The sequence below is a fragment of the Pseudomonas haemolytica genome (assembly GCF_009659625.1).
Lineage (GTDB): Bacteria > Pseudomonadota > Gammaproteobacteria > Pseudomonadales > Pseudomonadaceae > Aquipseudomonas > Aquipseudomonas haemolytica.
Window position 1 is genome coordinate 427,908 of the sequence record NZ_VOIW01000006.1, and the last position, 20,627, is coordinate 448,534.

At 62.2% G+C, this 20,627-nt stretch carries 17 protein-coding genes and 1 pseudogene; 6 read left to right on the plus strand and 12 right to left on the minus strand.

Annotation, left to right across the window (positions count from 1 at the left end):
* Positions 1-6: 6 nt before the first annotated feature.
* Both FRT59_RS20995 and FRT59_RS21000 read right to left on the minus strand, forming a co-directional pair.
* Positions 7-1,563 carry an ABC transporter substrate-binding protein gene (locus tag FRT59_RS20995; protein ID WP_162524873.1) on the minus strand — a complete coding sequence of 519 codons (1,557 nt, stop codon included), beginning with the start codon at positions 1,561-1,563 and terminating at the stop codon, positions 7-9.
* Between the two features lie 345 nt (positions 1,564-1,908).
* Positions 1,909-2,415 (minus strand): GNAT family N-acetyltransferase, encoded by a 507-nt coding sequence (locus FRT59_RS21000; RefSeq protein ID WP_198809715.1) that lies wholly within the window; start codon positions 2,413-2,415, stop codon positions 1,909-1,911.
* A gap of 181 nt (positions 2,416-2,596) precedes the next feature.
* Between FRT59_RS21000 and FRT59_RS21005 the strand changes: the two genes are divergently transcribed.
* The gene (locus FRT59_RS21005) at positions 2,597-3,469 is read left to right on the plus strand and encodes an undecaprenyl-diphosphate phosphatase (RefSeq protein WP_153872273.1); all 873 of its coding nucleotides are present in this window, start codon (positions 2,597-2,599) and stop codon (positions 3,467-3,469) included.
* Positions 3,470-3,498: 29 nt separating this feature from the next.
* On the opposite strand, the gene yghU is transcribed toward FRT59_RS21005, so the two are convergent.
* Together yghU and FRT59_RS21015 are read right to left on the minus strand one after the other, a co-directional pair.
* Positions 3,499-4,326 (minus strand): glutathione-dependent disulfide-bond oxidoreductase, encoded by an 828-nt coding sequence (gene yghU / locus FRT59_RS21010; protein WP_153872274.1) that lies wholly within the window; start codon positions 4,324-4,326, stop codon positions 3,499-3,501.
* Positions 4,327-4,368: 42 nt separating this feature from the next.
* Complete coding sequence (locus FRT59_RS21015) at positions 4,369-5,595, minus strand: MFS transporter (RefSeq protein WP_153872275.1); 1,227 nt, start codon at positions 5,593-5,595, stop codon at positions 4,369-4,371.
* A 65-nt stretch (positions 5,596-5,660) separates the two neighbouring features.
* Here FRT59_RS21015 and FRT59_RS21020 point away from each other — a divergent pair, with 65 nt between their 5' ends.
* Both FRT59_RS21020 and FRT59_RS21025 read left to right on the plus strand, forming a co-directional pair.
* On the plus strand, positions 5,661-6,647 hold the full coding sequence (locus FRT59_RS21020; protein ID WP_153872368.1) for an AraC family transcriptional regulator: 987 nt from the start codon (positions 5,661-5,663) through the stop codon (positions 6,645-6,647).
* Positions 6,648-6,732: 85 nt separating this feature from the next.
* The gene (locus FRT59_RS21025) at positions 6,733-7,329 is read left to right on the plus strand and encodes a glutathione S-transferase family protein (protein WP_153872276.1); all 597 of its coding nucleotides are present in this window, start codon (positions 6,733-6,735) and stop codon (positions 7,327-7,329) included.
* A gap of 139 nt (positions 7,330-7,468) precedes the next feature.
* Here the strand turns inward: FRT59_RS21025 and FRT59_RS21030 are convergent, their stop codons facing one another.
* Positions 7,469-8,236, minus strand: coding sequence for an SDR family NAD(P)-dependent oxidoreductase (locus FRT59_RS21030; protein ID WP_153872277.1), 768 nt, complete (start codon positions 8,234-8,236; stop codon positions 7,469-7,471).
* Positions 8,237-8,375: 139 nt separating this feature from the next.
* Here FRT59_RS21030 and FRT59_RS21035 point away from each other — a divergent pair, with 139 nt between their 5' ends.
* Positions 8,376-9,524, plus strand: a complete 1,149-nt coding sequence (locus FRT59_RS21035) for an aldose epimerase family protein (RefSeq protein WP_153872278.1) — start codon at positions 8,376-8,378, stop codon at positions 9,522-9,524.
* Between the two features lie 52 nt (positions 9,525-9,576).
* On the opposite strand, the gene araH is transcribed toward FRT59_RS21035, so the two are convergent.
* The 7 genes and pseudogenes from araH to FRT59_RS21070 all read right to left on the minus strand — a co-directional run bounded on the left by araH (position 9,577) and on the right by FRT59_RS21070 (position 17,880).
* The gene (araH, locus tag FRT59_RS21040; protein ID WP_153872279.1) at positions 9,577-10,545 is read right to left on the minus strand and encodes an L-arabinose ABC transporter permease AraH; all 969 of its coding nucleotides are present in this window, start codon (positions 10,543-10,545) and stop codon (positions 9,577-9,579) included.
* Positions 10,546-10,554: 9 nt separating this feature from the next.
* Positions 10,555-12,057, minus strand: a pseudogene (gene araG / locus FRT59_RS21045) (L-arabinose ABC transporter ATP-binding protein AraG).
* Positions 12,054-13,040 carry a substrate-binding domain-containing protein gene (locus FRT59_RS21050; RefSeq protein WP_153872280.1) on the minus strand — a complete coding sequence of 329 codons (987 nt, stop codon included), beginning with the start codon at positions 13,038-13,040 and terminating at the stop codon, positions 12,054-12,056. Before FRT59_RS21050 ends, araG begins: the two are co-directional and overlap by 4 nt.
* A gap of 37 nt (positions 13,041-13,077) precedes the next feature.
* Complete coding sequence (locus FRT59_RS21055; RefSeq protein ID WP_153838411.1) at positions 13,078-13,941, minus strand: SMP-30/gluconolactonase/LRE family protein; 864 nt, start codon at positions 13,939-13,941, stop codon at positions 13,078-13,080.
* A gap of 16 nt (positions 13,942-13,957) precedes the next feature.
* Positions 13,958-15,538: an aldehyde dehydrogenase (NADP(+)) gene (locus FRT59_RS21060; RefSeq protein WP_153872281.1), complete on the minus strand. Its 1,581-nt coding sequence runs from the start codon at positions 15,536-15,538 to the stop codon at positions 13,958-13,960.
* A 10-nt stretch (positions 15,539-15,548) separates the two neighbouring features.
* Positions 15,549-16,541 (minus strand): AraD1 family protein, encoded by a 993-nt coding sequence (gene araD1 / locus FRT59_RS21065; RefSeq protein ID WP_034119148.1) that lies wholly within the window; start codon positions 16,539-16,541, stop codon positions 15,549-15,551.
* A 16-nt stretch (positions 16,542-16,557) separates the two neighbouring features.
* Positions 16,558-17,880, minus strand: a complete 1,323-nt coding sequence (locus FRT59_RS21070) for an MFS transporter (protein WP_153872282.1) — start codon at positions 17,878-17,880, stop codon at positions 16,558-16,560.
* Positions 17,881-18,071: 191 nt separating this feature from the next.
* Between FRT59_RS21070 and FRT59_RS21075 the strand changes: the two genes are divergently transcribed.
* A complete protein-coding gene (locus FRT59_RS21075) occupies positions 18,072-19,808 on the plus strand; it encodes an IlvD/Edd family dehydratase (RefSeq protein ID WP_153872283.1) in 1,737 nt (578 codons plus the stop codon).
* A gap of 48 nt (positions 19,809-19,856) precedes the next feature.
* Positions 19,857-20,579, plus strand: a complete 723-nt coding sequence (locus FRT59_RS21080; protein WP_078049097.1) for a FadR/GntR family transcriptional regulator — start codon at positions 19,857-19,859, stop codon at positions 20,577-20,579.
* Positions 20,580-20,627: the final 48 nt, after the last annotated feature.

Sequence of the window (20,627 nt, forward strand, 5' to 3'; positions counted from 1 at the left end):
GCCCCGTTAGTGCGCCGCGAGGCTGACGCCCCACAGCCTTGGCGATGACACCGGCCACGAATGGAAACCCTTGACGCTATCGCGCAACGCTGCGGCAACCGTGCCGTTGTAGATGATCACCATCGGCGTGTCGTGGATCATCATCGTGTGCAATTGGTCGAACAGCGCCTGGCGCCTGGCCGTGTCGCTCTCACGCACAGCTTCACGCAGCAGCGCCTGGGCCTGGGGGTTGTCCCAGACCTTGCGCGGTTCCTTGGTCTTGTCGCCCATCAGTGAATCGAAACTGGTGGCCGGGTCCAGGCGCGATGAATAAGAGAACGCCATCATCTGGTAATTGCCGCTCTGGTAGCGCTCCAGTTGAGTGCCCCACTCCAGGGTTTCCATCTGGATATTCACGCCGCTGGCCATGGCCATCGCCTGGCTGAGCAGGCCCATGTCGAACATCTGCGGATAGCGCTTGTTGACGATCATCTTGATCGGCTGGCCCTGATAGCCGGCCTCTTGCAACAGACGCCGGGATTCCTGCGGGTCGTAGCGGTAACCCTGCCTGGCCGTGGCGCTGTAGAAGGCGCTGGTTTGTGGGACCGCCGAATTGTTCGGCTCGGAAGTGCCGTTGGACAGCGCGTTAACCATTTGCCCGTAGTCCAGGGAATGGGCGATGGCCTGGCGGATGCGCACATCCTTGAGCAGCGGGTCGTTGGTCTGGAACAGCAAGCCGCAGATCGCCATGATCGGGCTGAACGAGATCTGCACGCCCGGACGGACCTTCAACTCCTCGGCATCGCTGGCGCTGACATTGGGCAGCAGGTCGATGTTGTTGGACATCAACGCCGCCTTGGCCGACGACGGATCGGGGATCACCATGAACCGTACCGCTTCCACCAGGGCCTGCTTCTTGCCGGTAAAACCATCCGGCCCGGCCTCGTCGCGCGGGCTGTAGTCATTAAAGCGCGACAACGTCACGTATTGGCCGGGTTTCCATTCGGCGAGGCTGAACGGGCCGGTACCGATGGGGGCCTTCCAACTGCCGTCTGCGGCCAGTGAGTCGGGATGCAGGATGCCGCTGCCGGCGCAATCGGGGCGCGCCATCGCGGCCAGGAACAGGCCGCTGGGCTGATCGAGGTGGAACACCACGGTGAGTGGGTCCGGGGTGTCGATGCCGGTGATTTTCGCTCCGCCGCGGCCATCGAATTCAGCCAGGCAGCGCCATTGTGTTTTAGGGTTGAGGTAACGCTCCCAAGTCCACTTCACCTCGGTTGCGGTCAAGCTTGCGCCGTTCTGGAAGTGCACGCCTTCGCGCAGCTTGAAGGTGTAGGTCATGCCGTCATCGGACTGCTGCACCTCACGAGCCAACAACGGGCCGACGGAGGCGTCTTCGCGATGGGCCACCAGGCCTTCGACGATATGCAGCATCACAGTGTCGGTGTTTTCGTCACGGTTGACGCCCGGTTCGGTGCTGCGGATGTCGGCGTTCAAGCCGACGCGCAAAGTGCTCTGGGCCTGCGCAAGGCCGGCGCCAAGTGCGAGGGTGACGCACAGTGTGCCATTGAGTAAGCGATTCACGGGAGACGTTCTCCTACGCTGAAAAGACCGGCCTGGGGCAGGAGCCGGCTTCAAGCCTGTGTCAGGTAGTTGTTGTTATGGCCTGATCGGGATCAGTACCGCGGGCTTTTGTTTTTTTAAATTCGCCGAGACATATTTGCAGCAGTAGCTTCCGATGTAAATGTTTTTTTATGCAAATAAAAACATCATGAAGCGAATTGCTGCCGCTCAAGATCAAGCAGATGGATATCTGCCTGAAGTTTGCAGAGCAAACTGGGGGAGCGGCATTGGAGCTTGCCCTGCTACATTTGGATCACAGGGGATCAGTGACAGCGACCCGCCTTCACACTCGGAAAAAACCGCCCGTCAATGCAGCGAAACCCGGGTAATCAGATAGCTCACCAACTGCGGATCATCCTCCAGTTCAATCGTCTGCACCGGACGCGGCAGGGTATCCAGGACGGTGCGCCAGAACGCCTGGGACACCTCGTCCTGATCATAAAAACGCACCAGCCAATTGGCCTCGCCACTGCACAGCATCTGGCTGGCGATGGCGCGGCCAATGCCTTTGCGACGGTAGCGCTTGAGGATAAACAGGTCGGCCAGTTCAAGGGCGTCGATGCCGGGCAGTTCGCTACCTTCGATCAGCAGGAAACCAGCAATATAGCCGTCCACCAGCAGCAGGTTGGCGCTCCACTGCGGGTCGTGCCAGTAACGGGCCAGGTGCTCGTCATGGATGTAGAAACGGCCATCGGCCTCGACATCTTCCTGTTCCCAGTCCGAAGACTCGTAGGCGTAGTACTGGTAGAGATTGCGGATCAGCTCGGCGTCTTCAGGGCCGGTCTGGATCAATTCGACGGTGGTTTCAGGCATGGGGCTCTCAGTGAAAAAACGCAGGGCGCCATTGTTCACAAAAGTGTTCGTCAAGCCAATGGATTGTCGATTCCTTTCTACTTGCTGAACCGATTGCAGATAGCGGTTGCCCTGGGCTAATTCCTGAAACATTTAGAATAAACTTCGCAGGCTTCCACCTTTTGCTCAAGGACACCTAATTTTGACCAACGTCTGTACCGCCGGCCTGGATGTGGGCTTTGCCTCCCTGGATTACCTGCAGATCTTCATCCTGGGTGTGATCCAGGGCATTACCGAATTGCTGCCAGTGTCGTCCACCGCGCATATGCGCGTGGTGCCCGCCCTCCTCGGCTGGCAAGACCCGGGCTCGGCGTTTTCCGCAGCCATGCAATTGGCGGCGCTGGCGGCGGTGGTCAGTTACTTCTGGCGGGATGTGCACCAGGTCACCACCGGCAGCATCAGTGCGGTACGCCGGGGTGACTACAACGACCCGTGGTTCAAGCTGGCCGTGGCGATTGTGCTCGCGACCGTGCCGATCGGCATTGCCGGCCTGGCCTTGTCTTCGACCCTGAATGCCTGCAACTCGCCGTTGCGTGGGCTGATGGTAATCGGCATTTCGTGCGTGGTGATGGCGGTGTTGCTGGCGCTGGCCGAAGTGCGCGCCCGCCACACCCGCGACGTGAGCCAGATGCGCCTGCGCGATGCGCTGATCGTAGGGGTGGCGCAGATCGGCGCGTTGATTCCTGGGGTATCGCGTTCGGGCTCCACGCTCACCGCAGCGCTGTTCCTGAATTTCAAGCGTGAGGAAGCGGCGCGATTTTCCTTCCTGCTGGGCCTGCCGGCCATCGCCCTGGCCGGCTTGAAAGAGCTGTGGGTGCTGCTGCACGCCGATATGCCGGCTCACGCCTGGCCGCACTTGATCTTCGGCCTGCTGGTGGCGAGCGTCTCGGCGTTCTTCGCGATCTGGGGCCTGATGAAGTTCCTGGAGCGCTTCTCCACCTGGCCATTCGTGATCTACCGTGCGCTGCTGGGGATCTTCCTGATCGTGGCAGTCAGCACCGGGTTGTTGAGTTAAGCCGCGGGTTCGCGGTCGGCCAGTTACCTTCAGTCCAGGTCACTCGCATCATGACGCTCGGGCAATAGATCCTCACCCGACACCCGATTCACCCGCCGCCCGCGCTGCACCGCTGGCCGGGCGTCAATCGCGTCGGCCCAGCGCAGCACGTGTTGGTACTCATGCACCGATAGAAACTCCGCCGCGCCATACAGCCGGCCTTTGACCAGCCCGCCGTACCAGGGCCAGATGGCAATGTCGGCAATGGTGTACTCATCCCCGGCGATGTACTCGCTCACCGCCAGGCGCTTGTCCAGCACGTCCAGTTGGCGCTTGGCCTCCATGGCAAAGCGGTTGATCGGGTACTCCATCTTGCTCGGCGCATAGGCGTAGAAATGTCCGAAGCCACCGCCCAGGTAGGGCGCGCTACCCATCTGCCAGAACAACCACGACAGGCATTCAGCCCGGGCCGCAGGCTCGGTGGGCAAGAACGCGCCGAATTTCTCGGCCAGGTACTGCAGGATCGCGCCCGACTCAAACACCCGAATCGGCGTGGCGCCACTGTGGTCCATCAGGGCCGGAATCTTCGAGTTCGGGTTCACCGCCACGAAGCCGCTGCCGAACTGGTCGCCGTCACCGATCTTGATCAGCCAGGCATCGTATTCGGCGCCGGTGTGCCCGAGGGCCAGCAACTCTTCGAGCAGGATCGTGACCTTCTGCCCGTTGGGGGTGGCCAGGGAATACAACTGCAGCGGGTGCTTGCCGATCGGCAGCTCTTTATCGTGGGTGGCGCCGGCGATAGGCCGGTTGATGCTGGCGAAGGTGCCGCCGTTTTCGGTGTCCCAGGTCCAGACCTTTGGGGGTAGATAGTCAGCCATGCCACTGCTCCTCAGGGATTGTATTCAACCAAGCGTTCCAGACTAAACCAAAGACGGCTGGTGCGTCACACCGGCATCCCCGTCTTGTCGAGGCACCTGTACGCGCAGGGCGATAAGCAAAGCCGCGATCAGCATCAACACGCCCGCGCCGACAAACACCCCAGCAATACCGCTGACGCTGAACATCAACCCGCCACCGGCAGCCCCTGCGGCAATCGCCGACTGCACCGAAGCGACCACCATGCCGCCGGCACTTTCAGCCTGGTCCGGCACCGCACGGGCGACCCAATTGGACCATGCCACCGGTACGCCGCCGAACGCCATGCCCCACAGCGCCAGGAGCAACGCCTGACCCGGCAGTGACACGGGCAGCCAGACCAGGGCCAGTGCCGCAATACCCACCAGCACCGGCATCAACACCAACGTCCCACGCGGGTGACGCACCAATAACCAACCGGCGAGCAAGGTGCCGACGAAATTCGCCACGCCGAAACCCAGCAGCATCAGCGCCAGTCCTTGGGTATCGACGCCGGTGGTGCTTTCCAGGAACGGACGAATGTAGGTGAACAACGCGAAATGCGCGGTATGGACCAGTACGCAGCCGAACATGCCCATGGCGATACCCGGGCGCAGCAGCACCTCCAGCACGGTGCGCAGGCGCGCGGTGCCACTGGGCGCCAGGCGCGGCAGGGTGAACGCCTGGAACGCCAGGGTCACCCCACCCACGGCAGCCGCCGCGATAAACGCACTGCGCCAACCGTAGAGCCCACCCAAGTAGCTGCCCAGCGGCACGGCGACCACGGTGCCCGCCGCAATCCCGCTGAAAATGATCGACAGCGCCCGTGGCAGGGACGCGGTCGGCACCAGGCGCATGGCCACCGCCGCCGCCATGCTCCAGAAACCGCCCAGGGCGATGCCCAGCAGGATGCGCATCAACAACAGCACGGTCAGGCTGGAAGACAGCGCCACCAGCAGGTTGGAGGCGATCATCAGCGTGGAGAACCCCAGCAGCACCACGCGCCGGTCGATGCTTCGGGTCAGGCCGGGCACCAGCAAGCCGGCAAACAACGCCACCACCGCCGTCACCGTCACGGCTTGCCCGGCCAGCGCTTCCGAAACACCCAGGTCCAAGGCCATGGGTGTCAACAGGCTGGCCGGCAGGTATTCCGCCGTCAGCAAACCGAACACCCCCATCGCCAAAGAAAATACCGCCAGCCAGGCCGGCTCCGTCACCACCCCGGCAGGGGCTTGGGCTGCATATTCACTCATCACAGGTCATCCTCAGATCATTAGCAAGGCGGCCAGTCTAGGTTTGCCTGTTAGGATGATCTATGATGCAAACCCTTGAGTTTTTGACCGAAACCCCGACCATGTCTGCCGCGGATGCTTTTACCCTGTCTTCCGACCTGATCAATGAACTGTTGCGCGGCATGCGCCTGCGCGGCGTGCAGTACCGTCGCATCCAGGCCGGCCCGACCTTCGGCATGGGCTTTGGCGCCAAGCCCGGCCACGCCTATTTCCACTTTGTCGCGGCCGGCCACGTGACCTTGCGCGGCGAGGATGGCGACCTTTTCGACCTGTCGGCGGGCAATGCGGTGTTCATCGCCCATGGCGGCGCGCATGCATTGTTATCCGACGCGAATGCCGCAACGCACGACATCGGCGATTTCGACAGCGCACCGCTGGGGGACGCGGTCTGCGCCGTGGATGCGTCACCCGAGACCGTCCCCAGCACTCTGCTGTTCAGTGCCTGCATGGAGTTCGAACTCGGCAGCATCCAGGGCCTCGGCAACCTGATGCCGGCGCTGATGCTGATCGATGCCGGGGGCCAGCGTTACCCCGGCTTGATGCCGATCCTGGCGGTGATGGAACGGGAAGTCTCCACCGCGCGCATCGGCTTTGCCGGTATCCTCGCGCGCCTGGCCGATGTGGTGTCGGCGATGATCGTACGCGGCTGGGTCGAATGTGCCTGCGGCAACGCCTCGGGCCTGGTGGCGGCGCTGCGCGACCCACGCCTGGCCCGCGCCCTCCTCGCCCTGCACCAGCAGCCGGGCCGCGACTGGAGCGTGGCGGAACTGGCCGCGCAGTGCCATACCTCGCGCTCGGTGTTTGCCGATCGCTTCCAGGCCATCCTGGGCATACCGCCGTTACGCTACGCCACGGAACTGCGCATGCGCCTGGCCAGCCAGTGGCTGACTCTGGAGCGCATGCCCATCGAAACCGTCGCGCAACGCCTGGGCTATACCTCCCAGGCAGCGTTCAGCCGTGCCTTCAAGCGCATCACTGGGCAACCGCCCGGGGCGGCCCGCAATTCGATGTAGCGACTGCCCCTTCACGTATTGCGCACCCCGATCATGAAGCCTTAATCTCGTCAGCCAATCACACCGCGAAAGCAATGGAGGCTGCATGAAACTGGTCGGAATGCTGGACTCGCCCTACGTACGCCGCGTGGCGATTTCCCTGGACTTGTATGGGGTGGAGTTTGTGCATGAACCGCTGTCGGTGTTCAGCACTTTCACGGAATTCGCCCAGATCAATCCGGTAGTCAAGGCGCCCACCCTGGTGCTGGATGATGGGACGGTGCTGATGGATTCGAGCCTGATCCTCGATTACCTGGAAACGTTGGCGCCCGCGCAGAAGAAGCTACTGCCCCAGCAACCAGAGGCACGCGCCCGAGACTTGCAATTGCTCGGGCTGGCCCTCGCGGCCTGTGAAAAAAGCGTGCAGATCGTCTATGAACACAACCTGCGCCCGGCCGAAAAGCAGCATGCGCCGTGGCTCGAGCGCGTCAGCGGGCAATTGCTGGCGGCTTATGCGCTGCTGGACAAGCAACTGGCAGACAGTGAAGTGCTGACCCAGGCGTCCATTACTGCGGCGGTCGCCTGGTCGTTCAGTCAGTTCACCGTGGCGTCGGTGGTGAAGGCGGATGCGTTCCCCAACCTCAAGCGCCATGCGGAGCGCCTGGAAGAGCACCCGGCGTTCAGGCGTTATCCCATCGAGTAAACGCCGCGTATCAACTGTGGGGGGGGGCTTGCCCCCGATGGCTGTGTATCAGTCAGCCTATTTTAAGCTGACCCACCGCTATCGGGGGCAAGCCCCCTCCCACATTTGGACGGCGTCGCCTTGAGCAATTATGCCCGGCTTAGACCCAGCCGCCGTCAACGATGAAATTCTGCGCCGAACACATCGCCGAGGCATCCGAGGCCAGAAACAACGCCATATTGGCGATGTGTTCCGGCAGCACATTGCCGGGCAGGCACTGGCTGCGGGCGATGAGTTCCTTGGCCGCATCGTCGACCCACATGGCCAGTTGCTTTTCCGTCATCACCCAGCCCGGCACCAGCGTATTGACGCGGATATAGCTCGGCCCCAGTTCCCGCGCCAGGCCGCGAGTCATGCCGTGGGCCGCGGCCTTGCTGGCGGCGTACACCGGGTAGCCGGCCGAGGCCATCATCCAGCCGACAGAACCCAGGTTGATAATCGAGCCGCCACCGGCCTCTTTCATCATCGGCACCACCGCCTTGGCAGCAAAGAAAGCGTGCTTGAGGTTGACTGCGATCAACTGGTCGAACATTTGCGAGTCGATTTCTTCCAGGCTGTGACGCACGTCATTGGCCGCATTATTCACCAGCACCGTGATCGGCCCCAGGGACTGCTCAAAGCGCCCGATGGCGGCGCGGTAGCCAATTTCGTCGGTGATGTCGCACCACTCGAACTCGACGGTATGCCCTTTGGAATTCAACAGCGCAGCCAAGCGTTCACCCTGGCTTTGCGCACGATCCACGAAGCCCACCTTGGCGCCTTGCGCGGCGAAGGCGCGCACCATGAACTCGCCTATCCCCGAGGCGCCGCCGGAAATCAGCACGGTTTTGTCCTTGAGGTCGGGATAAATCGCTTGCCGGGTAGTCATATGAATGATCGCTCCACTTAATTAGTCTTATTTTATTTTGCAAATAAGCCGTTAAAGGCTATAAATTCGAGGCCGTCACCACAAATTATCTCAAATTAGTAGAACTATTCCATTCAAAACAACAAAAGGAAGTTCGACCATGAAGCACCCTCGTTACCTGCTGTCCGGTCTGGCGCTGTCCATGCTGGTCGCCAGCGGCGGCACCCAGGCTGCCGGCCTGACCAGCGAACACAAACCCTTCGGCAAAACCAACGACGGCACCGCCGTCGAACAGTACATTTTGCGCAACAGCCATGGCATGCAAGCCACGGTGATCACCTACGGCGGCGTATTGCAATCGTTGAAGGTGCCGGACAAAAACGGCAAGGTCGACGACGTGGTGCTGGGCTTCGATGACGTGCAGGGCTATCAGGCCGGCACGGCATTTTTTGGCGCGACCATCGGCCGCTTCGGCAACCGCCTGGCCGGCGGTGCCTTCGAACTCGACGGCAAACGCTACCAGGTGCCGCTCAACGACGGTCCCAACTCCCTGCATGGCGGCGCCCAAGGCTTCGACAAGCAGGTGTGGCAAGCCCAATCGGTCAAAGACAAGGATTCGGTGGGCGTCACCCTCACCTACCTGTCCAAGGACGGTGAGATGGGCTTTCCCGGCAACCTCAAGACCGAAGTCACTTACCGCCTGAACGACAACAACGAACTGCACATCGACTACAAGGCCACCACCGACAAACCGACGGTGCTCAACCTCACCAACCACAGCTACTTCAACCTCGCCGGCGCGGGTAACGGCGACATTCTCAAGCAGGTCGCCACCCTGCATGCCAGCCACTACACCCCCGTGAACGCTACCCTGATCCCCACCGGTGAACTGGCGCCAGTCAAGGGCACGCCAATGGACTTCCTGAAGCCCACGCCTATCGGCCAGCACATCAAGGCGGACCATCCGCAGCTCAAGTTCGCCGAACCGAAACAGGGTGGGTTCGACTTCAACTGGGCGCTGGATACCAAGGGTGACATCAAGCAGCTCGCCGCGGACGTGCATGACCCTGAGTCAGGCCGGCGCTTGCAGCTCTACACCAGCGAACCGGGTGTGCAGTTCTATACCAGCAACTTCCTCGATGGTTCGGTGAAGGGTAAAGGGGGCAAGACGTATCAGCATTGGAGCGGGTTTACCTTGGAAACCCAGCACTTCCCGGATGCGCCTAACCAGCCAGGCTTTGCCTCGACTCGCTTGAATCCTGGGCAGACCTATACCCAACACACCCTCTTCAAATTCTCCGCTGAATAAAATGTGGGAGGGGGCAAGCCCCCTCCCACATTGGATCTCCATATGGCTTGGATCAGCGTTGTTTCATGCGGTCGATGACCACGGCCAGGAGCAGGATCGAGCCGCGGATCATATACTGGTAAAACGTGTCGATGTTCTTCAGGTTCATCGCGTTCTCGATGATCGCCAGGATCAGCACCCCGGCGATCACGTGGCGGATCATGCCGATGCCGCCGCTCAGCGATACCCCGCCCAGCACGCACGCAGAGATCACCGTCAGCTCGAAGCCCTGGCCGATCATCGGCTGGCCGGAGGTCATGCGCGAGGCCAGGATCACCCCGGCCAGTGCGCCGATCAGGCCATGGACGGCGAAGATCAGGATTTTGGTGCGGTCCACGTTGACCCCGGCCAGCAGCGCCGCTTCCGGGTTGCCGCCGATGGCCATGGTGTTGCGCCCGTAGGTGGTGTAATTGAGCAGCCAGCCGAAGAACAGGAAGCAGACGATGGTGATCAGGATCGGCACCGGCACGCCAAACAGTTGGCCGTTACCGAAGACGAAGAACTGCTCCTCGGATACGCCTACTGCCTTGCCGTCGGCAAAAATGTACGCCAGGCCGCGCACGATCTGCATGGTCGCCAAGGTGGTGATCAAGGCGTTGACCCGCAGCTTGGCGATCACGATGCCATTGATCAGACCCACCATCAGGCCCATCAACAACGCCGCGCCAATGCCCAGCATCACGCTGTCGGTATCGCGCATCACAATCGCCGCCACCACACCGGCACAGGCGATCACCGAGCCCACCGACAAGTCGAAGTGCCCCGAGGCCAGGCAGAACAGCATGGTGCACGCAGCGATGCCAACCGTAGATATCGCCAGGCCCAGGCCGCGCATGTTCAGCGGCGAAAGGAAGTTATCGATCAACAGGGCGCACAGCACAAATATGCCCACGGCCGCCAACAGCATCGCCCAATTGTCGAGCAATGCGCGCATATCAAGAGGCTTGCGTGCCGAGGGCAACGCGTTGGGTTGGGTTGTCATCGTCGTCTCTCAGTTCGCTGCGCCGCGTGGCAAGGCCATCTGCAGCAGGTTGGATTCGGTGGCCTGTTCGCGCCGTTGTTCGCCACGCAGGGCGCCTTCGCACAGCACCAGGATGCGGTCGGAAATACCCATCACTTCCATCAGGTCGCTGGACACCACGATCACCGCAATGCCGCTGGCCGCCAGGTTATGGATGATCTGGTAGATCTCTGACTTGGCGCCGATATCGATGCCACGGGTAGGCTCATCCAGCAGCAGGACCTTCATCGGCATCGACAGCCAGCGGCCCAAAATGGCCTTCTGCTGATTGCCGCCGGAGAGATACAGGATCTTCTGCGCGGCGTTCGGGGTTTTGACCCGCATCGCCTGGATCTGCCGGTCGGCGTTGCCCTTTTCCCAGCCGTCGCGCAACAGCCAGCCAAAGGTGGAGTGCGCCGCGCGGGCACTGATGTTGATGTTTTCGGCAACGCTGGCCAGCGGGATGATGCCTTCCTTCTTGCGGTCCTCCGGGCACAGCAGCACCCCGGCGGCGATGGCGTCGCGCGGTGAGCGCAGGTGCAACGCTTGCCCGCACAACGCCAGGCTGCCGGCGCTGGCGCGCTCCAGGCCGCTGAGCAGGCGAAACAGCTCGGTGCGCCCCGCGCCCACCAGCCCGAACAGGCCCAGGATCTAGCCTTTGCGCACCTGGAAACTGATCGGCTCACGCAGGCCCGGGCCGAGCAGGCCATCGACCTTGAGCGCCACCTCGCCGTGTTCGCGTGGGCGGTAGTCGTAGATGTCCTGAATATCGCGACCGACCATGCAGGTCACCAACTGGTCGTGGGTCAGCGCGCTCATGTCATCGAAGGTGCGCACGTAGCGACCGTCCTTGAACACCGTCACCGCGTCGCAGATACGGAACACTTCCTCCATGCGATGGGACACGTAGAGCACCACTTTGCCCTCGTCACGCAGGCGCGCGATGATCGCCATCAGCCGGTCGATTTCCCGCGCCGACAAACTGCTGGTCGGTTCATCGAAGGCGATCACGTTGGCGCCACGGGACAGCGCCTTGGCGATTTCCACCAGTTGGCGCCGCCCCAGGGACAGACGCCCGAGCTTCTCGTCGGGGTCGATCTCATCGGCCAGGCCCTTGAGACACGCCAGCGCCTGCTGGCGCAGCAGGCCGCGGTTGACCACGCCCAGGCGCGTCGGCAAGTGCCCGAGGAACAGGTTCTCGGCGACGCTCATTTCCGGCACCAGGTGCAGTTCCTGATGGATCACCGCGACGCCGCTGGCGATGCTGTCGGCGGCGTTTTTGAACGCCATGACCTGCGCGCCGATCTGTACGCTGCCGCTGCTGGGGATGTAGGCGCCGCCGAGGATCTTCAGCAGCGTCGACTTGCCCGCACCGTTCTCACCCATCAGGGCGTGCACCTGCCCCGGGTGGGCGGTGAAGCTGATGCCATCCAGCGCCTTGACCCCGGGAAAGGTTTTGCCGATCGCGTCAAAACACAGGGCCGCAGCGGTCATTTCCACAGCCCGATCTTGGTCAGTTCTTCCTTGAAGTTCTCGCGGGTGATCAGGATGACTTCGTCCATGGCGGTATATTTCGGCGGTTCAGTGCCTTTGGTGACCCACTCGTACATCATCAGCGCGGTGTTATAGCCCTCGATGTGCGGGCTCGGCAGCATGGAGCCGAAGAAACCGCTGTCAGCTTTCTTCAATTCGCCGATGGCGTCGGTGCCGTTAATGCCGATACCGATCACGTTGGCTGCCTTGAAGCCGGCGCTTTCAGTCGCGCGCACGCCGCCGAGCACGGTATTGTCGTTCATGCCGCCGATGATCAGGTTTTTCGCGCCGCTGGGCAGCTTGACCAGGGCTGAGTTGGTGGCGTCCATGCTGCCGGGTACGTCAAGAGTCTTGAGGGCGGCAGTGAGGATGTGGTCCTTGGGAATGCCGGCTTCTTCCAGGGATTTGATCGAGCCGTCAGTACGTTTCTTACCGGTGTCGAGTTCGTTGAAGGTGTTGATCACCGCGTAGGTGTCGTTCCAGTCCCAACCACGCTTTTTCGCTTCGGCGGCCATGGCGGCGCCCTGCTTCTGGCCCACTTCGAAGGCGGCCATGCCCAGGTACGGCACGTCCTCCATGAAGTTGCCCTTCGCATCGACAAAGCGGTCATCCACGGCCATCACTTTCAGGCCATTGACCTTGGCCTTGGCGACGATGGCCGGGCCCAGGGACACGTCCGGCGGGCAGATGACAAAGCCCTTGGCGCCGTTGGCGGCCAGGCTGTCGATGGCCGAGAGGGTTTTCTCGCCGTCGGGCACGGCGATCTTGATCACGGTGAAACCGTGTTCCTTGCCGGCTTTTTCGGCGAACGCCCATTCGGTCTGGAACCAGGGCTCTTCGGCCTGCTTGACCAGAAAACCGATCTTCACTTCTTCAGCGCAGACGATGCTGCTGAGGCTGCTTAAAGCAACGGCGGCAGCCAGAACGCGTAGAGCCTTTTTCATGAACGACACCTCTTGTTGTTGTTTTTGAGTCTTGGGTTTAACCGGCAAAACGATGGCAAGGTTTGCCAGGGATATCGACTTCAATGGCCAACAGCGCACCGTCCAAAGGGTGGTCCAAGGGACTCGCGGCACTGGTGATATACAACGTGGTCAGGTCGGGCCCACCGAAAACGCAACTGGTGGGACGGCTGACAGGCAGTTCGATGATGCGATCCACCTCACCACAAGGCGTCAGGCGCAGCAGGCAACTGCCGTCCCAACGGGCATTCCAGATGTAGCCTTCGGCGTCCATGGCCGAACCGTCCGGCCCGCCGCGCTCGTGGGGCCCGAACCACACCTGCGCGGGGTCGAGTTGGCCGTCGGGCTGGACCGAATACCGGTACAACGTGGCATCCATGCTGTCACCGAAATGCACCTGAGCGCCGTCTTCGCTCCAGAGCAAGGTATTGGGAATGCCCAGGCCGCTGAGCAGCGACGTGACCGTGGCATCGGCATCGATGCGGAACAATCCACCGGAACGCTGGGTGATGGGCAAGTCCTCGCCTTGCTCACCGATATTGTTCTGCATGGTGCCCAGCCATAGCCGGCCCTGGGCATCGCAGCGCGCTTCGTTGCCACGGTTGCCCGCTTGCGGGTCTGCCACGCAGAGCAGGGTCAGCGCTTCGGTGGCCAGGTCCAGGCGATACACGCCGCTGCTCAGGGTCACCAGCGCATCGCCGCTTTCACAGGGAATAAACGCCGAGAGGTGCTCGGGCAACTGCCAGGTCCGCACTTGCCCGCCCATCAGGCGCAGGGCCTGTTTGGCGGCGATATCCACCCAGTACAGGGCCTGGGACGGTATGTCCCAGAACGGCCCTTCGCCCAACCGGGCACGGTGTGGGGTCACTGCTCTGAACGACATGAAGCCTCCTGGTGACTTACAGCGATTCACGAGATGGCGTGCCATCCACCAGCCGCTGGATACGCAATGGGTTGGCGTTTTTCAACGCGTCGGGCAGCAGGCTATCAGGGTAATTCTGGAAGCACACCGGGCGCAGGAAGCGGTCGATGGCCAAGGTGCCAACCGAGGTACCACGGGCGTCGGAGGTTGCCGGGTACGGACCGCCGTGGACCATCGAATCGCAGACTTCGACGCCAGTGGGATAACCGTTGAGCAGGATGCGTCCGACTTTCTGTTCCAGCAGCGGCGTGAGATCGGCGAACAGTTGCAGGTCAGTCGGTTCGCCGATGATGGTGGCGGTCAATTGCCCGTGCAGCCCCTGCAAGGCGGTGCTGAGTTGGGCCTGGTCGGCAACTTCGACGAACACCGTGGTGGGGCCGAACACTTCTTCCTGCAGCACTTCGTCGCCGTCGATCAACAGCCGTACATCTGCCTTGAACAGCTGCGGTTGAGCCTGGTTGCCCGATTGCGCGTTACCTGCCAGGTGCTGGATGCCGGGGTGGGACAGGAGTTTTTCCAGGCCCTTGCCATAGCTGCCCAAGGTACCGGCGTTGAGCATGGTCTGCGCCGGTTGCGCGCCGATCAATTGCGCGACCTGTTGAGTGAACGCCGTGAATTGTGGCGAAGCGATACCGATGACCAGACCGGGGTTGGTGCAGAACTGGCCGCAGCCCTGCACTACCGAGGCGGTCAGGTCGCGAGCCACGCTTTCGGCGCGGGCGTGCAAGGCCTGGGGCAGTACGATCACCGGGTTGATGCTCGACATCTCGGCGAACACCGGGATCGGATGCGGGCGCGCCGCTGCCATATCGCACAGGGCACGACCGCCTTTGAGCGAGCCGGTAAAACCCACCGCCTGGATCGCCGGGTGCTTGACCAGCGCTTCGCCAACGCCTGCACCGAAGATCATATTGAACACGCCAGCAGGCATCTCAGTGACCTCAGCGGCACGGATGATTGCATCGGCCACCTGCTCGGCCGTCGCCATGTGCCCGCTGTGGGCCTTGAACACCACCGGGCAGCCAGCCGCTAGCGCTGCTGCGGTATCACCGCCGGCCGTTGAAAACGCCAGGGGAAAATTACTCGCGCCAAACACCGCAACCGGACCTAGGCCGATTCGGTATTGGCGCAGGTCCGGGCGTGGCAGCGGCTGGCGATCCGGCAGGGCCTTGTCGATACGCGCACCATAGAAATCACCTCGACGCAGCACCGTGGCGAACAAGCGCATCTGGCCACTGGTGCGCCCACGCTCGCCCTTGATGCGCGCAGCGGGCAGCGCGGTTTCGCGGCAGACCAGCTCGATGAAGTTATCGCTCAGGGCATCCAGCTCGTCGGCTATCGCGTCCAGAAACTGCGCACGGCGCGCGGCACTCAACGCCCGGAAAGCCGGATACGCAGCGGCGGCGGCCTTGGCGGCGGCATCGACCTCTTCCGGTGTTGCCTGGTAGAAATCCTGCGGCAAGGCTTCACCGCTGTTGGCATCGACGCTTTGCAGCTTGACGTTGCCATTGGCGCTGCGCTGACCGCCGATGTAGTTGTGGCCGAGGAACTGGGTCATGTTGATCTCCTTAAAGGGGGGTGACTTGGCCGGGTTCAAATGCCGCATCGCTGCTGCCAATACCGTTGATCAACGGCGCGCCGAATTCAGCCTGGCTGATCTCGAACACGTCGCCCGGCTGGGTACGTATACCGTCGGCAAATGACAGGGTGGCGGTGCCGAAAAAGTGAATGTGCACATCGCCCGGCTTGAGGAACTGGCTGTATTTGAAGTGGTGGTATTCAAGGTTTTCCAGGCTGTGGCACATATTGGCCTCGCCACTGAGAAATTCGTTCCGCCAGATTTCCTCGCCGTTGCGCAGGATGCGACTGCTGCCGGCCAGGTGCTGGGGCAGCTCGCCCACGCGCAGCTCCGGCCCATAGCTGCAACTGCGCAGCTTGGAATGGGCCAGGTACAGGTAATTCTTACGTTCCATCACGTGGTCGGAAAATTCGTTGCCCACCGCAAAACCCAGGCGGTAGGGTTTGCGGTCGTGGCCGATCACGTAAAGGCCGCCGATCTCAGGCTCCTCGCCGGCGTCTTCGGCAAACGGCGGTACCGGGAAGGCGGCGCCTGGGCGTACGACGATGCTGCCGTCGCCCTTGTAGAACCACTCCGGCTGTACGCCCGCCTGCCCCGCCGCAGGTTTACCGCCCTCCACGCCCCACTTGAAGATGCGCATGGTGTCGGTCATGGCGCTGTCGTCACCGGCCTGCTGGTGCATCTTGTCGCGGGCCGAGGCGCTGCCGAGGTGGGTCAGGCCGGTGCCAGTGATCAGCATATGGCTCGGGTCCGGGTGGTCCAGTGGTGGCAGGATTTTCAACTCGGCCAGCAGCGCGGTGTAGTCATGGCTGTCGCCCAGGCCCAGGTCCTGCACCTTTTGCGCCAGGCCCACGCGGGCTTCGATAGCGGCCAGCGCCAGCTCGCGCACGCTATGGGCGCCCTGCACTTCCCGCAGCCTATCGCCTTCCGCCACGCCGACGCGGCGCTCACCGTTGCGCAACTCGAACTGAACTAGACGCATGCATTTTCTCCAGGGTTTAAGTACGTGTGGCGCCACGGGCGCTGGCGGCGAATTGGTCGACGGGCAGCACGTGCTTGCGCTCCAGCACGCGATAGACCACTAAGGTCAAGACCAGCCCGAACACCATCACGCCGGATAAGAAATACAAGCCCGAGGCCAGGTTGCCGGTGTACTCCTTGAGCGCACCGATCACGAACGGGCCGATGTAGCCGCCGAGGTTGCCCACCGAGTTGATCAAGGCGATGCCCGCTGCGGCGCTGGCTCCGGCGAAGAAGCGCCCCGGCAAGGTCCAGAACACCGCGGTGCAGGAAAACATCGCGAACGCCGCCAGGCACAGTGCAGCCATCTGCAGCACCGGCACACTCAGCCAGGCGCTGCAGAACAGGCCAATGGCGCCGAGCACGTACAGCACAGCAAGGTGGCCGTAACGGTCGTTCAAGCGGTCGGAACTGCGCGGAATGATCAGCAGGCCGATGATGCCGAAGATATACGGCACGGCAGAGATGATGCCGGTGGTGAGGTCGCTGCCGCCGAACTGCTTGATCAGGGTCGGCAACCATAGGCCAAGGCCATAGATGCTCAGGGTCACCGGTAGGTAGAACAGCGCCAGCAGCAGCACGCGCTTGTCCTTGAGGGCATGCAAGGGGTTGCCATGACGGGTCTGGCCGTAGGCCTGCAGGTCTTTTTCCAGCTCGCCGGTGAGCCAGGCTTTTTCATCCGCGCTCATCCAGCTGACGTGTTTCGGGCCGTCCGGCAAGTAGCGCAGCACCGGCCAGGTCAACAGGATCGCCGGGGTGCCGATCACGATAAACAACCACTGCCAGCCGTGCAGGCCAAGAATGCCGTCCATGCCGAGCAAACCGCCGGACACCGGGCCCGTGATCATCATCGCGATGGGCTGGGACAGGATGAACAGCCCGAGGATCTTGCCGCGATGGCGCACCGGGAACCATTGGGTGATGTAGTAAAGCACGCCGGGGAAGAACCCCGCCTCCGCCGCGCCGAGCAGAAAGCGCATCACATAGAAACTGTGCGGCCCCTGCACGAAAGCCATGCCGATGGTGATAGCGCCCCAGGTGATCATGATCCGCGCAAACCAGCGCCGCGCGCCGAAGCGGTCGAGCATCAGGTTGCTGGGAATTTCGAACAGGAAGTAGCCAATGAAGAACAGCCCGGCGCCGAGGCCATAGGCGGCGTCACCGATGCCGACGTCGGCGCCCATGTGCAGCTTGGCGAACCCTACGGCGGAACGGTCGACGTAGGCGATCAGGTACAGCAGGATCAGGAAGGGAATCAGTTTCAGCGTGATGCGCCGAATAAGCCGCAATTCCTGGCTCATGGGGTCGATCTCCGATTGTTGTTTTTATAGAAGCTCGGGGGACGCCTCTCGCGAAATCCGCCAGGGTCATGCCTCAGTTGAGATAGACTATATAGTAGGACTATTTACAAAACAACACTTCCAAAGCGTCGATTTTACGCTTATGTTTAAGCACGAATAGAACATATAGTCATACAATAAGAGAATCGATCATGCCTGACAAAACGCCCGGCCTCCGCTCTGCCCAATGGTTTGGTACCGCCGACAAGAACGGCTTCATGTACCGCAGCTGGATGAAGAACCAGGGCATTGCCGACCATCAGTTCCATGGCAAGCCGATCATCGGCATCTGCAACACCTGGTCGGAGCTGACCCCGTGCAACGCGCACTTCCGCCAGATCGCCGAACACGTCAAGCGCGGCGTGATCGAAGCCGGTGGCTTCCCGGTGGAATTCCCGGTGTTTTCCAATGGCGAATCGAATCTGCGCCCCACCGCCATGCTCACCCGCAACCTGGCGAGCATGGACGTGGAAGAAGCCATTCGCGGTAACCCCATCGACGGCGTGGTGCTGCTGACGGGTTGCGACAAGACCACCCCGGCATTGCTGATGGGTGCGGCCAGTTGTGATGTGCCGGCCATCGTGGTCACCGGCGGGCCGATGCTCAATGGCAAGCACAAGGGTCAGGACATCGGTTCGGGCACGGTGGTGTGGCAGCTCAGCGAACAGGTCAAGGCCGGCACCATCACCCTGGATGATTTCCTCGCGGCCGAGGGCGGCATGTCGCGCTCGGCAGGCACCTGCAACACCATGGGTACTGCCTCGACCATGGCCTGCATGGCCGAGGCACTGGGCACGTCCCTGCCCCACAACGCGGCGATCCCGGCAGTGGATGCACGGCGCTATGTACTGGCGCATATGTCCGGCATGCGGGCGGTGGAGATGGTGCGCGAAGACTTGAAGCTGTCGAAGATCCTCACCAAGGAGGCGTTTGAAAACGCCATTCGAGTAAACGCGGCCATCGGCGGTTCGACCAATGCGGTGATCCACCTGAAAGCCATCGCCGGGCGCATCGGGGTTGAACTCGACCTGGATGACTGGACCCGCATCGGCCGCGGCATGCCGACCATCGTCGACCTGCAACCCTCCGGGCGGTTCCTGATGGAAGAGTTCTACTACGCCGGTGGCCTGCCCGCCGTTCTGCGCCGCCTCGGTGAAGCCAACCTGATTCCCCACCCCGACGCCTTGACCGTCAACGGCAAATCCCTGGGCGAGAACACCCAGGACTCGCCGATCTACGGCCAGGATGAAGTGATCCGCACCCTCGACAACCCGATCCGCGCCGACGGCGGCATCTGTGTACTGCGCGGTAACCTGGCGCCCCTGGGTGCGGTGCTCAAGCCATCGGCGGCCAGCCCGGAGCTGATGCAGCATCGCGGCCGCGCGGTGGTGTTCGAGAACTTCGACATGTACAAGGCACGCATCAACGACCCGGACCTGGACGTAGACGCCAATTCGATCCTGGTCATGAAGAACTGCGGGCCCAAGGGGTACCCGGGCATGGCCGAAGTCGGCAACATGGGTTTGCCGGCCAAACTTCTGGCCCAGGGCGTGACCGACATGGTGCGCATCTCCGATGCACGCATGAGCGGCACGGCATACGGCACAGTGGTGTTGCATGTAGCGCCGGAAGCCGCTGCCGGCGGACCGTTGGCCACGGTACAGGAAGGTGACTGGATCGAACTCGATTGTGCCAACGGCCGCCTGCACCTGGACATCCCCGACGCCGAACTGGCCGCACGCATGGCCGACCTGGCGCCGCCGCAGAAACTCATTGTTGGCGGTTATCGCCAGCTGTACATCGACCATGTGCTACAGGCCGACCAAGGCTGCGATTTCGACTTCCTGGTGGGTTGCCGTGGCGCCGAAGTCCCACGGCATTCCCACTAATTGGGATGCTATGATGCGGCGAATCTAAGCCAGAGCCTCCCCGTCGTCATGGATCACCAGCCGCCCAAGCCGCGCAAGAGCCAGCATGCCCAAATCGTTCAGGACTTGGGCATGCACATCGTTTCCGGTCGCTTCAAGCCCGAAGAACGGCTGCCCATGGAAGCCACGCTGTGCGAGGAATACCAGGTCAGCCGTTCGGTATTGCGCGAGGCAACGCGAGTGCTGAGCGCCAAGGGCCTGGTCTACTCCAAGCCACGGGTAGGCGCGGTGGTGCGGCCACGCTTGAAATGGCACCTGCTCGACCCCGACGTGCTGTCCTGGTTGATGCAGTCCACGCCCCACAGTGAGTTCTTCAATACCCTGGCCGGGGTGCGCCGCATCCTGGAGCCGGAAATCGCCGCCATGGCCGCGACCACCGCCACCGACGAAGACATCGCCACCATCGAACAAGCCTACCTGGGCATGGAAACCGCGCAGACCCACGAACAGCTGTTGCAGGCTGACCTGGACTTCCATCGCGCGATTGCCGACGCCACTCGCAATGACCTGCTCGCCTATATGTGCAACATGCTCTCGCTGCCATTGCGTGAGTCGATCAACATCACCAACCGCCGCCCGGATATCCAGGGCCTGAGCCTGCCCCGGCACAAGGCGATCCTCACCGCGATTCAGAACCGCGATGCACTGGGTGCGCGACATGCGTCGCTGGTGCAACTGGATGACACCCGAGTGGCGCTGGATACGGTGATGAATGTGTTGACGCCGTTGTGATCCCGCGCAGTCGCGCCGCCCCGCTCACATTTTGCAGCGCTGCGCGGC